Consider the following 14,385-nt stretch of genomic DNA (forward strand, 5'->3'; position numbering starts at 1 on the left):
CCTACCAAGAAAGGCCCGCTCTGCCCGAAAAGCAAAGCGTCCGCGCCACGGAAGGCGCGGCCGATCCGCAGGGAAGCGGGTTTCCTTGGCGATCGGGCAGTGCGGGCCTTTCGCCGCACCCCACTCACCGCAGCGCCCCTTAATGCTTTACAACCTCGTCCGATCACCCAAAAAAAACGGCAGGCCGGGTTTCCCCTGACCTGCCGTTTCGACAACGTACTCAGCTAGCGCCCGAAGAATTACTCTTCGTCGTCTGCCGCCGCGTCATCTTCATCATCGATATCCGCTTCTGGCGCGATCTCTTCGTCATCAAGCTCCGCTTCTGGCGCGATATCATCCTCGCCTTCAGCTACGCTACCGTCGATTGAATCCAGCTCTTCTTCTTCAACCGGTTCAGCAACCCGTTGCAGCCCGACCACGTTTTCATCTTCAGCCGTACGAATCAGAATCACACCCTGGGTATTACGACCCACGACGCTGACTTCTGAAACCCGCGTACGTACCAGCGTACCGGCATCGGTGATCATCATGATCTGATCGCCATCGACAACCTGCACCGCACCAATCACCGGGCCGTTACGATCGGTAACCTTGATTGAGATAACACCCTGCGTCGCACGCGACTTGGTTGGGTATTCGCTGTTAGCAGTACGTTTGCCGTAACCATTCTGCGTCACGGTGAGGATTGCACCCTCTTCACGCGGCACAATCAACGACACCACGCGATCGCCTTCGGCCAGCTTGATGCCGCGCACACCGGATGCGGTACGGCCCATCGCACGGACCGCGGTTTCCGCGAAGCGCACCACTTTACCGGCAGCCGAGAACAGCATGGCTTCGTCGTTGCCGTTGGTCAGCGCCACGCCGATCAGCTCGTCGTCGTCACGCAGATTGACGGCGATAATACCGGCACTGCGCGGACGGCTGAACTCTTTCAGCGCGGTCTTCTTCACGGTACCGCTGGCGGTCGCCATGAAGATGTTGAAGCCTTCGGTGTACTCGCGTACCGGCAGAATCGCGGTAATGCGTTCGTTAGCTTCCAGCGGCAGCAGGTTGACGATCGGACGTCCACGTGCGCCACGGCTCGCTTCCGGCAGCTGGTAAACCTTCATCCAGTAGAGACGGCCACGGCTTGAGAAGCAGAGGATCGTGTCATGGGTGTTAGCAACCAGCAGACGATCAATGAAGTCTTCTTCTTTGATACGCGCGGCCGACTTGCCTTTACCACCACGACGCTGCGCTTCGTAATCGGTCAGAGGCTGATACTTCACGTAGCCCTGATGCGACAGCGTCACGACCACATCTTCCTGATTGATCAGGTCTTCGATATTGATGTCGGCAGTATTGGCGGTGATCTCGGTACGACGCTCATCACCAAACTGATCGCGCATCAGTTCCAGCTCTTCGCGAATCACTTCCATCAGACGCTCGGCGCTTGACAGGATATGCAGCAATTCAGCGATCTGATCCAGCAGCGCTTTATACTCATCCAGCAGTTTTTCATGCTCAAGGCCGGTCAGTTTCTGCAGACGCAGATCCAGAATCGCCTGAGCCTGCTGCTCGGTCAGATAGTACTGGCCGTCACGAATACCGAACTGCGCATCCAGCCACTCCGGACGTGCGGCGTCATCACCGGCACGCTCCAGCATCGCGGAAACGTTACCCAGATCCCATGCCTGTGCCACCAGACCCGCTTTCGCTTCCGCCGGGCTTGGTGCACGACGAATCAGCTCAATGATCGGATCGATGTTAGCCAGCGCAATCGCCAGACCTTCAAGGATATGCGCACGGTCACGGGCTTTACGCAGTTCGAAAATGGTACGGCGGGTCACCACTTCACGACGATGGCGGACAAAGGCTTCCAGAATCTCCTTCAGCGCCATAATCTTTGGCTGGCCCTGATGCAGTGCCACCATGTTGATGCCGAACGAGGTCTGCAGCTGAGTCAGTGAATAGAGATTGTTCAGCACCACTTCGCCGACCGCATCACGCTTGATCTCAATCACGATGCGCATGCCGTCTTTATCGGATTCATCACGCAGCGCGCTGATGCCTTCGACACGCTTCTCTTTCACCAGCTCGGCGATTTTCTCAATCAGACGCGCCTTGTTAACCTGGTAAGGCAGCTCATGAATGATGATGGTCTCACGGCCGGTTTTGGCGTCCGCTTCGACTTCGCCACGTGCACGGATATAAATTTTGCCGCGCCCGGTACGGTAAGCTTCTTCAATGCCACGACGACCATTGATGATGGCAGCGGTCGGGAAATCAGGTCCCGGAATATGCTCCATCAGCCCTTCAATGCTGATGTTCTCATCTTCAATGTAAGCCAGGCAGCCGTTGATCACTTCACGCAGGTTATGCGGCGGGATATTGGTTGCCATACCCACGGCGATACCGGAGGAACCGTTAACCAGCAGGTTTGGAATTTTGGTCGGCAGAACTTCAGGGATCTGCTCAGTGCCGTCGTAGTTAGGGACAAAATCGACGGTCTCTTTTTCCAGGTCAGCTAACAGATCGTGGGCGATTCTGGACATGCGGACTTCGGTATAACGCATCGCCGCAGCGGAGTCGCCGTCGATGGAGCCGAAGTTGCCTTGACCGTCCACCAGCATGTAACGCAGGGAGAAAGGCTGGGCCATACGTACAATGGTGTCGTAAACGGCGGAATCACCATGCGGGTGATATTTACCGATAACGTCACCGACGACGCGGGCAGATTTTTTATAGGGTTTGTTCCAGTCGTTACCCAGTTCGCTCATCGCAAAGAGTACGCGACGATGCACCGGCTTCAGGCCGTCACGCACATCGGGTAAAGCTCGGCCAACGATGACCGACATGGCGTAATCGAGGTAAGAATTCTTTAACTCTTCTTCGATATTGACCGGTGTAATTTCTCTCGCAAGGTCGCTCATGGAGCCGCTATCCCTCTACTTAATCCCGGATTTTAAAGGTGCGAAAGTATATCACACTGCAATGCTCTGGTGAACGTTAACCACCGATTTCAGCCGCTTTTCCTTACGCCTGAAAGGTGTGCCATAACCGGTTAAGCGTTTATACTGATGGCACATTTTGTCAGGAGTTACGATTCAATGAATGCACAACCGCAGAATCATCAGCAGAACGTCGATGCGCAGGAAATTGCCAAATTTGAGGCCGTTGCCTCGCGCTGGTGGGATCTGGAGGGTGAATTTAAACCGCTGCACCGGATTAACCCGCTGCGACTGGGCTATATCGCCCAGCGCAGTAACGGTCTGTTTGGTAAAAAAGTGCTCGACGTCGGCTGTGGCGGCGGCATCTTAGCCGAAAGCATGGCGCGTGAAGGCGCTATCGTCACCGGGCTGGATATGGGTGCTGAACCGCTGGCCGTAGCGCGTCTGCATGCTCAGGAGAGCGGCGTAACGCTCGACTATGTCCAGCAGACGGTAGAAGCTCACGCCGAACAGTATGCTGGCCACTACGATGTGGTGACCTGCATGGAGATGCTGGAGCACGTGCCCGATCCGCGCTCGGTGGTTCACGCCTGCGCGCAACTGGTGAAACCTGGCGGCGAAGTCTTTTTCTCTACCCTGAACCGCAATCCAAAAGCCTGGCTGCTGGCGGTGTTTGGCGCTGAATATGTGCTGCGCATGGTGCCGCGCGGGACCCACGACGTGAAGAAATTCATTCGTCCATCTGAACTGCTGAGCTGGGTAGATGAAACCGCGCTGCGTGAACGTCACATCATCGGCCTGCACTACAACCCGCTGACCAATCGCTTCAGGCTGGCACCGGGCACCGACGTCAATTATATGGTGCATACCCACCGCGCCGTTTAAGCGCCCTGCCCGTCGGCAATCCGGCGGGCGACGTGCTGCGCTTGTTGGCCGGATGGCTCAGCACCTCGCTGCGCCTGCCCGGCTCCCGCTGGGCTCTGCTTCCTCCTTTATTATGCTTATCGGGCTGATCTGTCGCCTATGCCTCTGGCTGTTGACAGGCGATAAGCTAGTCGGATAAGCCACAGCCGACCGGCCAGACTGGCGCTGCAGAAACCGATCGGCATCATTCTGTTGTCTGCCAACGGGTTAGGCTGGGCACATACTGAGCGGTTCAGATTTTCTCTTTTCCCGCATTTCCTGCCACACAACCGCTAGCGGGTTTTGGCGGTTTTTCACCCTTTCCAGGACCTGGCGCAAAGGATTGAATAAGAAATACGCGTCCGATCAAATTAAGAAAAAAAAGTAGGATCGGGTTGACATGATGGCGGGCCTTATAAGACGCGGGCCAGGAAATATCGCAGAAATTACAACCCCTCCTGACATCATTTTTTCCTCTTGTTAAGCGGCAGTAAAATACTAAAATATGCCTCCATATTGTTATGGCTTTTGCCAACACCCCCTAGATGTTGTGTTTATCCACAAATTATTCACAATGAATATGCTGTGTATAAACCGGGATTTCTTTTAATTTTTGGATACTCACGCAAAGGTAAAAACGCGACATGAACCAAAGTCTGCTCGTTACTAAACGCGATGGCCGCCAGGAGCGCATTGATCTCGACAAAATTCACCGTGTACTGGACTGGGCAGCCGAAGGGCTGAACAACGTCTCGGTATCGCAGGTGGAGCTGCGCTCCCACATTCAGTTCTATGATGGCATCAGAACATCTGACATTCATGAGACCATCATCAAGGCCGCAGCAGACCTCATCTCTCGCGAAGCCCCGGATTATCAGTACCTCGCCGCACGCCTGGCGATCTTCCATCTGCGCAAAAAAGCCTACGGCCAGTTTGAGCCGCCGAAGCTGTATGACCAGGTGGTTAAAATGGTCGGCATGGGCAAATATGACCGCCACCTGCTGGAAGATTACAGCGAAGAAGAATTTGCTCAGATGGACGAGTTCCTCGACCACTGGCGTGACATGAACTTCTCGTATGCCGCAGTGAAGCAGCTGGAAGGCAAATATCTGGTGCAGAACCGCGTCTCGGGTGAAATCTACGAGAGCGCGCAGTTCCTCTATATTCTGGTCGCCGCCTGCCTGTTCTCGGGCTATCCGCGCGACACGCGTATGGATTACATCAAGCGTTTCTATGATGCGATCTCAACCTTCAAGATCTCGCTGCCGACGCCTATCATGTCCGGCGTGCGGACGCCAACGCGTCAGTTCAGCTCCTGCGTCCTGATTGAGTGCGGCGACAGCCTCGACTCTATCAACGCCACCTCCAGCGCGATTGTGAAATATGTCTCTCAGCGTGCCGGTATCGGCATTAATGCCGGTCGTATCCGTGCGCTGGGCAGCCCAATCCGCGGTGGTGAAGCATTCCATACCGGCTGTATCCCGTTCTATAAGCACTTCCAGACGGCGGTCAAGTCCTGCTCACAGGGCGGCGTTCGTGGCGGCGCAGCAACGCTGTTCTACCCGATGTGGCATCTGGAAATTGAAAGCCTGCTGGTGCTGAAAAACAACCGTGGCGTTGAAGGCAACCGCGTACGCCACATGGACTACGGCGTACAGCTCAACAAATTGATGTACCAGCGCCTGCTGAAAGGGGAAGATATCACCCTGTTCAGCCCGTCTGATGTGCCGGGCCTGTATGATGCGTTCTTCGCCGATCAGGATGAGTTTGAACGCCTCTACACCAAATATGAGCAGGACCAGAGCATCCGCAAGCAGCGGGTTAAAGCAGTCGATCTGTTCTCACTGATGATGCAGGAACGTGCCTCTACCGGCCGCATCTACATTCAGAACGTCGATCACTGCAACACCCACAGCCCGTTTGACGCCAGCATTGCGCCGGTTCGCCAGTCTAACCTGTGCCTTGAGATCGCGCTGCCGACCAAACCGCTGGAAGACGTTAACGACGAAAACGGTGAAATCGCCCTGTGTACGCTGTCGGCGTTCAACCTTGGCGCGATTGACAGCCTCGACGATCTGGAAGAGCTGGCTACCCTGGCAGTACGTGCACTTGATGCGCTGCTCGATTATCAGGACTACCCGATCCCGGCCGCCAAACGTGGCGCGATGGGCCGTCGTACCCTGGGTATCGGCGTGATTAACTTCGCTTACTACCTGGCGAAACACGGTGTGCGTTACTCCGATGGCAGCGCCAATGGACTGACCCATAAAACTTTTGAAGCCATTCAGTATTACCTGCTGAAAGCCTCAAACGCGCTGGCTAAAGAGCAAGGTGCCTGCCCGTGGTTCAACGAAACCACCTATTCGCAGGGCATCCTGCCAATCGACACCTACAAGAAAGATCTCGACACCATCAGCAACGAGCCGCTGCATCTGGACTGGGAAAGCCTGCGTGAAGAGATAAAAACTCACGGCCTGCGCAACTCAACGCTCTCTGCACTGATGCCGTCTGAGACCTCGTCGCAGATCTCCAATGCCACCAACGGCATTGAACCGCCGCGCGGTCACATCAGCATTAAAGCCTCGAAAGATGGCATTCTGCGTCAGGTGGTGCCGGAGTATGAGCGTCTGAAAGATCAGTACGAACTGCTGTGGGAAATGCCGAACAACGACGGCTACCTGCAACTGGTGGGTCTGATGCAGAAGTTTATCGACCAGGCGATCTCGTCTAACACCAACTACGATCCGTCGCGCTTTGCCAACGGTAAAGTGCCGATGAAACAGTTGCTGAAAGATCTGCTGACCGCTTACAAATTTGGCGTGAAAACGCTCTACTACCAGAACACCCGTGACGGTGCTGAAGATGCGCAGGACGATCTGGCACCTTCTATCCAGGATGATGGCTGCGAAAGCGGCGCATGTAAGATCTAACGGGCGGGCGGGAGAAACTCCCGCCCCACTCCTTTCACGGGGCGGCTTCGCTTCGTTCACTTTTGGACATTTTTTATGGCTTACTCCACTTTCTCACAGAACAAAAATGACCAGCTGAAAGAGCCGATGTTTTTCGGTCAGTCGGTAAACGTGGCGCGCTTCGACCAGCAGAAATATGACATCTTTGAAAAGCTGATCGAAAAGCAGCTCTCCTTCTTCTGGCGTCCGGAAGAGGTCGATGTCTCACGCGATCGCATCGACTATCAGGCGCTGCCGGACCACGAAAAACACATCTTCATCAGCAACCTGAAATACCAGACCCTGCTGGACTCGATTCAGGGCCGTAGCCCGAACGTGGCGCTGCTGCCGCTGATCTCCATTCCTGAACTGGAAACCTGGATCGAAACCTGGGCATTTTCCGAGACTATCCACTCGCGCTCCTACACCCACATCATCCGCAACATCGTTAACGATCCGGCGGTGGTGTTTGACGATATCGTCACCAATGAGCAGATTCTGGCCCGTGCCCAGGATATCTCACGCTATTACGACGATCTGATTGAGATGACCAACTACTGGCATCTGCTGGGCGAAGGCACCCATCAGGTCAACGGCAAATCGGTCACCGTCAGCCTGCGCGCCCTGAAGAAGCAGCTCTATATCTGCCTGATGAGCGTTAATGCGCTGGAAGCGATCCGCTTCTACGTCAGCTTCGCCTGTTCATTCGCCTTCGCTGAGCGCGAACTGATGGAAGGCAATGCGAAAATCATCCGCCTGATCGCCCGTGACGAAGCGCTGCACCTGACCGGCACTCAGCATATGCTGAACCTGCTGCGCAGTGGTGAAGACGATCCGGAGATGAAAGAGATTGCGGCGGAGTGCCGTGAAGAGTGCTTCGAACTGTTTAAGAAAGCCGCTCTGCAGGAAAAAGAGTGGGCGGAATATCTGTTCAGCGGCGGTTCAATGATCGGCCTGAACAAAGATATTCTCTGCCAGTACATTGAGTACATCACCAATATCCGCATGCAGGCGGTCGGGCTTGATCTGCCGTTCCAGACGCGCTCTAACCCGATCCCATGGATCAACTCATGGCTGGTCTCTGACAACGTGCAGGTCGCGCCGCAGGAAGTGGAAGTCAGCTCCTATCTGGTCGGTCAGATCGATTCAGAAGTGGGCGAGAACGACTTCGACGACTTCCAGCTGTAATCATGAGCCGTGCCGTTGTTATTTTGCGCAGCTCCGGTGCCCGACTGGAGAGCGCAGACGATCACCCTAATCTGCTGACCCTGCTGGAAGCTAACAACCTGTGCGTGGAGTTTCAGTGTCGGGAAGGCTACTGTGGCTCCTGCCGGATGCGTTTGCTGAAAGGCGAAGTGCACTACCCGCAGAGGCCGCTGGCGTTTGTTCAGCAGGACGAGATCCTGCCCTGCTGTTGCAAAGCCAAAGGCGAGATCGAGCTTGAGTTATAACTGAAGCGGCGTTCCCCGGACTTACAGCCACCTGGGTTAAGTTGGTCAGCATTCTGAAACAAAACGGGCGCCTCAGGTGCCCGTTTTGTTTTCACTGAAATCACTGCCTGACCGTTTCAATCACATCAATCCAGCCGTGACCGGTAGTGACTTCACTGCCGTGCAGCCAGCGTCGCAACATATTCATCGCCATCATCGCCACCACCTTCTGCCGCGTCTCCAGATTATGCCGGCCGGTACTGAACTTCACGCGCTGGCCCCAGCTGCCTGCGGGCGTATGCAACGCCACCGCAATCTCCTCCTGCTGCAGGTCGCCAACCGAGAGCGCCAGCGTCGCCTGTTGCTGCGTCGCCAGTTCACGGGTTCGCGCCACCTGTTGCGTCAGCGTTTCCTGCTGCGGCGGCAGAATCTGTGCGCCACGCAGCGGCACGCCGGCTGCGGCCAGCTGCCAGTTAAGCAAGCCGGCGGTGTACTGCTCACTGAGCGTCAGCTGATAATCACGCTGCTGTAGCTCGCGGGCCAGCAGTGCCGGCAATCCCGCGGTGCCTTCATAAAGGGTGCACTCCGCCAGCTGCAGCCGCACCTGCTGCCACACCTGCTCCATCGCCACCCGCTGACTGGCCGGACCGGTCAATTTGATCTCGATGATCGGCATTGAGGAGCGGTAACCCATCACCACGCCCTCCGGTAAGCTCAGCGGTTCGAGCTCCGCCGCGAGATCGCTTTCGCCACGACCAAAAGTGGTCAGGCGCAGACAGATTGGCGGCTCGGGCGGGGAAAATCGGGCTTTCAGACGCGGAATGATCTGCTGCTCAACCATCACTTTAAATTCAGACGGCACGCCAGGGGTGAAGAACATCCAGCAGCGGTTCAACTGCAGGGCGAAGCCGCAGGCGGTGCCGACCGGATTATCAATCAGCTCGGCATTGGCCGGGATCTCCGCCTGTTTGCGGTTGCTGGCCGCCATCACCCGGCCGCGACTGGCGAACCAGGCTTCCATTTGCGTCAGCCACGCCTGTTGCAGCTCCAGCTCAACACCGCAGGCCTGCGCCGCAGCCAGCGCGCTGAGATCGTCACTGGTCGGTCCCAGCCCACCATTAACAATCAGCACATCCGCCTGCTGGCTGCGCGCCTGTAGCGTGCTCACCAGCGATTCAAGGGCATCGCCAACCGTGGTGCGGCTGGTCATCGGTAAACCGTGCTGGAACAAAATATCGGCCAGCCAGGCCGCATTGGTATCGACGATTTGGCCGTGCAGCACCTCATCCCCGGTTGAAAGCATCTCTACTCTGATCACGTTGGTTCTCCTTATGCCGGTCGCTTTACTGTAGGAAGTCCGCAGATGAAACACAATCAGCATCGCTGACCGCTGACCACCAACGGCGCTGACGGTCTGACCGCGAGGGAGTCGCACGCTGGCGGCACGGCGGGGAGATAGCTGATAGCGGGAGTCGACAAGGCACGGCGGAAACGACAACAAAAACGGCGGGGATCGCCCGCCGTTTTTATCATCAGTATGCTGTTACGGTGCCGTCAGAGGTAATCAGCGACGCGCCAGCAGCAGGCCGAGTACCAGACCGGCAGTCGCGCCGATACCGATGCCCTGCCACGGTTTCTCATGCACGTAATCATCGGCACGGTAGGCCGCTTGTTTAGCACGATAGTAATAGCTGTCGGACGCCTGGCTGACACGGGCTTTAACGTCATGCAGCGCCTGTTCCGCTTTGGTTTTAAGCTCGATATATTTTTGATCCGCCGGATCACCTGATGACTTCAACACTTCTTCCAGCGTTTCGGTCAGCAGCGTAATATCATCATCCAGGTTGGTTTCGAATTGATCAGTCTGATTTACCATCATTTCCTCCGTGTGAATTGCAAAGCAGTCCATTAACTATAGCCCCAATCTGGCGCTCTGCCGGTTTACCGCACCAGGAATCACCTGATAATTCATTTGCTAACGCCATCCAGACCAGCAGGATAACAGCTGTGCTTTCGCAAAGAAGTGTAAGACGCCGCGGCAAACATCGAATTTCGCTTCGCTTCTTTGATTAATCTGATAAATTTTCTCCGGACTGAATTTTCACGTCACCCGACTGTCGTACCCTCCTGTTGCCTGTGATTATCGGGCCATAAAAGTGCATTTCGCACGACAGTCACGACAAACTCGAACAGCTAAGGAATGATCTCTGGCATGAATCGAAGAATGTTTATGAAAGCGTCAATGGCCTTCTCCGCCGTCAGCGGCATGACCGGCCTGTCAACGCTGTTTGCGCAATCCGCCTGGGCAGAAGATGGCATTGCTGACGGAACCGCAGTACGCTTCGATTTCGACGTATTGAAGAAGAACGCGGCCGCCCTGGCGAAGCAACCCTGGAGTGGCGCGCCAGGCGCGTTGCCGCAGACGCTGGCGACACTGACCCCGCAGGCGTATAACGAAATTCAGTATGACGCCAACCATTCACTGTGGAACAACATTCCCGACCGTGAACTTGACGTTCAGTTCTTCCACGTCGGGATGGGCTTTAAACGCCGTATCCGCATGTTCTCAGTCGACGGCGAGAGCCGCCAGGCACGTGAGATCCATTTCCGTCCTGAGCTGTTCAACTACAACAATGCCCACGTTGATACCAAACAGCTGGAAGGCAAAACCGATCTCGGCTTTGCCGGTTTCCGGGCGTTTAAAAAGCCGGAACTGGCGCGCCGTGATATCGTCTCCTTCCTTGGTGCCAGCTACTTCCGTGCCGTTGACGAAACGTTCCAGTACGGCTTATCCGCCCGTGGTGTCGCCATCAACACCTTCAGTAACGGTCAGGAAGAGTTCCCGGATTTCACCGCGTTCTGGTTTGAAACGCCGAAAGCGGAAGACACCACCTTTACCTGTTACGCGTTACTCGATGGGGCCAGCATTACCGGTGCCTATAAGTTCATCATCCACTGCGAAGATAAACGCGTGGTAATGGAAGTGGAAAACCACCTGTTTGCCCGTAAAGAGATCCGTCAGATTGGTATCTCGCCAATGACCAGTATGTTCAGCTGCGGCACCAATGAACGCCGCATGTGCAACACCTACCATCCTCAGATTCATGACTCCGATCGCCTGGCAATGTGGACCGGAAAAGGCGAATGGATTGCCCGTCCGCTGAATAATCCGCAGCGCCTGCAATTCAATGCTTATGAAGACGAGAACCCGCGCGGATTTGGTCTGTTGCAGCTTAATCACGATTTCAAAGATTATCAGGACGTGATTGGCTGGTATGACAAACGCCCGAGCCTGTGGGTTGAGCCGGTCGGTAAATGGGGTAAAGGCGCGATCAATCTGATGGAGATCCCGACCACCGGTGAGACGCTGGATAACATCGTCTGCTTCTGGCAGCCGGCTGAACCGGTGAAGGCAGGCAGCGAGCTGAACTTCTCCTACAAACTCTACTGGAGCGGTCTGCCGCCGGTTCGCAGCGGTCTGGCGCGCGTCGATGCTACCCGCACCGGTATGGGTGGTTTCCCGGAAGGCTGGGCACCTGGCGAACACTTCCCGGAAACCTGGAGCCGTCGCTTCGCCATCGACTTTATAGGTGGCGATCTGCAGGCTGCGGCGCCGAAAGGCATTGAACCGGTGATTACCGTTTCATCCGGCAGCGTGAAGCAGGTTGAGATCCTCTACGTGGAACCGCTGAAAGGCTACCGTATTCTGTTTGACTGGTATCCAAACAGCGATTCTACCCAGCCGGTGGATATGCGTCTGTTCCTGCGCAGCAAGGAGGAAACTCTGAGTGAAACCTGGCTTTATCAGTACTTCCCGCCCGCACCGGACCAGCGCAAATATGTTGATGACCGGCAGATGACGCCGGGCTAAGTCCGAAAGGCGAGGCACTGGCCTCGCCTTTTCAAACCGGTAAAGTCTGCACCGATTAGCGGTGAGATCGAACCTGCTCAGGGAACACGGTCAGATCGGAAAGACGCAAAAGCTGTCATCCATGACTGCTCGGCCCGCGCCGTCCCTGCCGCGGGACGCTTTCCTCTTCTGACCTTGCTCCCTTCGCCTTAAACTTATCGATTGCTTCCAGACTCACCTTGATTTGGCTATGCCACTATTCCAGACTGAGATTTATTCGCCTTTTTTATGGCGCGTTCTTCAGCATATCGACGTGAGGGATCCCATCTTCCAGGTAGTTCTCCCCCACCGCGACAAAGCCATGCTGCCCATAGAAACTTTCCAGATGTGCCTGCGCGGAGAGAAACAGATCCCGTCCCGGCCAGTGCTGCTGACAACTATTGATTGCCTGCTCCATCAGACGATTACCCAGCCGCGCACCGCGCACGCTATCGGATACGATTACCCGGCCGATCTTTACCGGACTGGCCGCATCGGCCGGGGCCAGCAGCCGCGCATAGGCGACCAGCTGGTTGTCGTGCATTCCAAGCAGATGACGGTTGTCACCCTGTAGATCGTCGCCATCCACATCCAGATAGGCGCACTGCTGTTCCACCACAAACACCGCGCAGCGCAGTGCCAGCAGCGCATACAGCTCGGTAGTGGTTAGTTCACGATGATGTTTATCCAGCCAGGTTATGTCCATAGGGTCTCCTTGTCAGCGCGGATCGACCTGTGGCGGAACAAATCTCCGCCGCGCGCAGGCAAATTGCGGGCAAAAAAATCAGGCCCGCAGGCCTGATTGTCTGGTAAGGGTCGAACTTACATCAGCGGCTGGGCCATCTGTACCAGCGTAATCAGTGGCTGCGGGTAGACCCCTAACAGCAGCACCAGAATCGCTGAAATCAGCACCACTACACCGCCAGCGGTAAAGGCCCAGTTAGCAGGCGTATCGCGGGTATGCAGTTCCGGCGGGCTGAGATAGAGGCTCACCGTGACGCGCAGATAGTAGTAGAGGCCAATTGCACTGCCCGCTACCACCGCACCGGTTAACCACCACAGGTGCGCGCTGACGCCCGAGGCGATAACGTAGAATTTACCAATAAAGCCGAGCGTCATCGGGATACCGGCCAGCGACAGCATCATCACCGTCATCACGGCTGACAGGATCGGACGATGCCAGAACAGACCACGATAGGAGTAGAGCGAATCGGCATCCGGACCACGATACGGGCTGGACATCAGGCTGACCACGCCAAACGCGCCGAGGCTGCTGAACAGGTAACCGGCCAGATAAACCCCGGCCGTTTCCAGCGACAGCTGATGATCTTTCACCGCAATCAACGCCACCAGCAGATAACCGAGGTGGGCGATAGAAGAGTAACCCAGCAGACGCTTGATGTTGCTCTGCGAAATCGCCATCAGGTTACCGAACAGGATCGAGACAAACGCGATCACGCCCAGTACCGTCCGCACCGCTTCACTGTCGGTCACCGGCGCGTACATGAACAGACGCATAATCACGCCGAAGATAGCAATCTTGCTGGCGGTTGCCAGGAAGGTTGAAACCGGCGCAGGCGCACCCTGATAAACATCCGGCGTCCAGAGATGGAACGGCACCAGCGAAAGCTTGAAGCCGAGACCGATGATCATCATGCCCAGACCCACCAGTAACAGCGGCTCCTGAATCATGCTGTCGGTCAGGCTCTTGCCAAGCGTCACGAAGCTCAGGTTACCGGAGTCTGCGTAAATCAGCGCAATACCAAACAGCAGGAACGACGAGGCCGCCGCCGACAGGATGGTGTATTTCAGCGCCGCTTCCAGCGAACGTTTCTGGCGGAAAGCGTAGCCAATCAGACCAAACAGCGGCAGTGACAGCAGCTCAATCCCGATGAACAGCGCCGCCAGATGGTTAGCGCTGGCCAGCACGATGCCACCGAGTGCCGCAATCAGCACCAGCAGATAGAACTCATCTTTGTTGTCGGGGAAATCTGTCAGCCAAGGATAAGCAAAGGTACAGGTTGCCAGACTCGCCAGTACCACCAGCGCGGTATAGAAAATGGAATAGCCATCGACCCGCAGCAGCGGCGTGACATCCATCGCCCCGACCTGGCCGACAAAGTAGAGTGACAGCAGCGCCAGGTTCAGGCCCACCACCGTTAGCGTGGCGTTAACGAAGTGGTTGCGTCGCCAGGCAATGGACAGCATCACAACCACCACCGTCAATCCGACGATTAACAGCGGCAGCAACGCGATCAATTGTTGAGGAGTTATTGTCATGG

Annotated in this window: 10 protein-coding genes; 5 read left to right on the top strand and 5 right to left on the bottom strand. The window is 55.9% G+C overall.

Annotated elements, in window-relative coordinates:
- Positions 1-239: 239 nt before the first annotated feature.
- Complete coding sequence (gene gyrA / locus ABIB18_RS10980) at positions 240-2,915, bottom strand: DNA topoisomerase (ATP-hydrolyzing) subunit A (RefSeq protein WP_031376220.1); 2,676 nt, start codon at positions 2,913-2,915, stop codon at positions 240-242.
- 177 nt (positions 2,916-3,092) lie between these two features.
- On the opposite strand from gyrA, the gene ubiG reads away from it, so the two are divergent.
- The 4 genes from ubiG to yfaE all read left to right on the top strand — a co-directional run bounded on the left by ubiG (position 3,093) and on the right by yfaE (position 8,235).
- Positions 3,093-3,818: a bifunctional 2-polyprenyl-6-hydroxyphenol methylase/3-demethylubiquinol 3-O-methyltransferase UbiG gene (gene ubiG / locus ABIB18_RS10985; protein ID WP_031376221.1), complete on the top strand. Its 726-nt coding sequence runs from the start codon at positions 3,093-3,095 to the stop codon at positions 3,816-3,818.
- Positions 3,819-4,480: 662 nt separating this feature from the next.
- The gene (gene nrdA, locus ABIB18_RS10990) at positions 4,481-6,766 is read left to right on the top strand and encodes a class 1a ribonucleoside-diphosphate reductase subunit alpha (RefSeq protein ID WP_069728985.1); all 2,286 of its coding nucleotides are present in this window, start codon (positions 4,481-4,483) and stop codon (positions 6,764-6,766) included.
- A 75-nt stretch (positions 6,767-6,841) separates the two neighbouring features.
- On the top strand, positions 6,842-7,972 hold the full coding sequence (gene nrdB, locus ABIB18_RS10995; RefSeq protein WP_031376222.1) for a class Ia ribonucleoside-diphosphate reductase subunit beta: 1,131 nt from the start codon (positions 6,842-6,844) through the stop codon (positions 7,970-7,972).
- A 2-nt stretch (positions 7,973-7,974) separates the two neighbouring features.
- A complete protein-coding gene (gene yfaE / locus ABIB18_RS11000) occupies positions 7,975-8,235 on the top strand; it encodes a class I ribonucleotide reductase maintenance protein YfaE (RefSeq protein WP_031376223.1) in 261 nt (86 codons plus the stop codon).
- A 100-nt stretch (positions 8,236-8,335) separates the two neighbouring features.
- Here yfaE and ABIB18_RS11005 read toward each other — a convergent pair whose 3' ends face one another.
- Together ABIB18_RS11005 and elaB are read right to left on the bottom strand one after the other, a co-directional pair.
- Complete coding sequence (locus ABIB18_RS11005) at positions 8,336-9,532, bottom strand: nicotinamide mononucleotide deamidase-related protein YfaY (RefSeq protein ID WP_316552625.1); 1,197 nt, start codon at positions 9,530-9,532, stop codon at positions 8,336-8,338.
- A gap of 246 nt (positions 9,533-9,778) precedes the next feature.
- The gene (elaB, locus tag ABIB18_RS11010) at positions 9,779-10,090 is read right to left on the bottom strand and encodes a stress response protein ElaB (RefSeq protein WP_031376225.1); all 312 of its coding nucleotides are present in this window, start codon (positions 10,088-10,090) and stop codon (positions 9,779-9,781) included.
- A gap of 336 nt (positions 10,091-10,426) precedes the next feature.
- On the opposite strand from elaB, the gene ABIB18_RS11015 reads away from it, so the two are divergent.
- Positions 10,427-12,085 carry a glucan biosynthesis protein D gene (locus tag ABIB18_RS11015; RefSeq protein WP_031376226.1) on the top strand — a complete coding sequence of 553 codons (1,659 nt, stop codon included), beginning with the start codon at positions 10,427-10,429 and terminating at the stop codon, positions 12,083-12,085.
- Between the two features lie 265 nt (positions 12,086-12,350).
- On the opposite strand, the gene ABIB18_RS11020 is transcribed toward ABIB18_RS11015, so the two are convergent.
- Both ABIB18_RS11020 and nuoN read right to left on the bottom strand, forming a co-directional pair.
- A complete protein-coding gene (locus tag ABIB18_RS11020; RefSeq protein ID WP_069728988.1) occupies positions 12,351-12,809 on the bottom strand; it encodes a GNAT family N-acetyltransferase in 459 nt (152 codons plus the stop codon).
- 116 nt (positions 12,810-12,925) lie between these two features.
- Positions 12,926-14,383 carry an NADH-quinone oxidoreductase subunit NuoN gene (gene nuoN / locus ABIB18_RS11025; RefSeq protein ID WP_031376228.1) on the bottom strand — a complete coding sequence of 486 codons (1,458 nt, stop codon included), beginning with the start codon at positions 14,381-14,383 and terminating at the stop codon, positions 12,926-12,928.
- Positions 14,384-14,385: the final 2 nt, after the last annotated feature.

This window comes from Pantoea sp. UYEF8 (genome assembly GCF_040546285.1).
Lineage (GTDB): Bacteria > Pseudomonadota > Gammaproteobacteria > Enterobacterales > Enterobacteriaceae > Pantoea > Pantoea brenneri.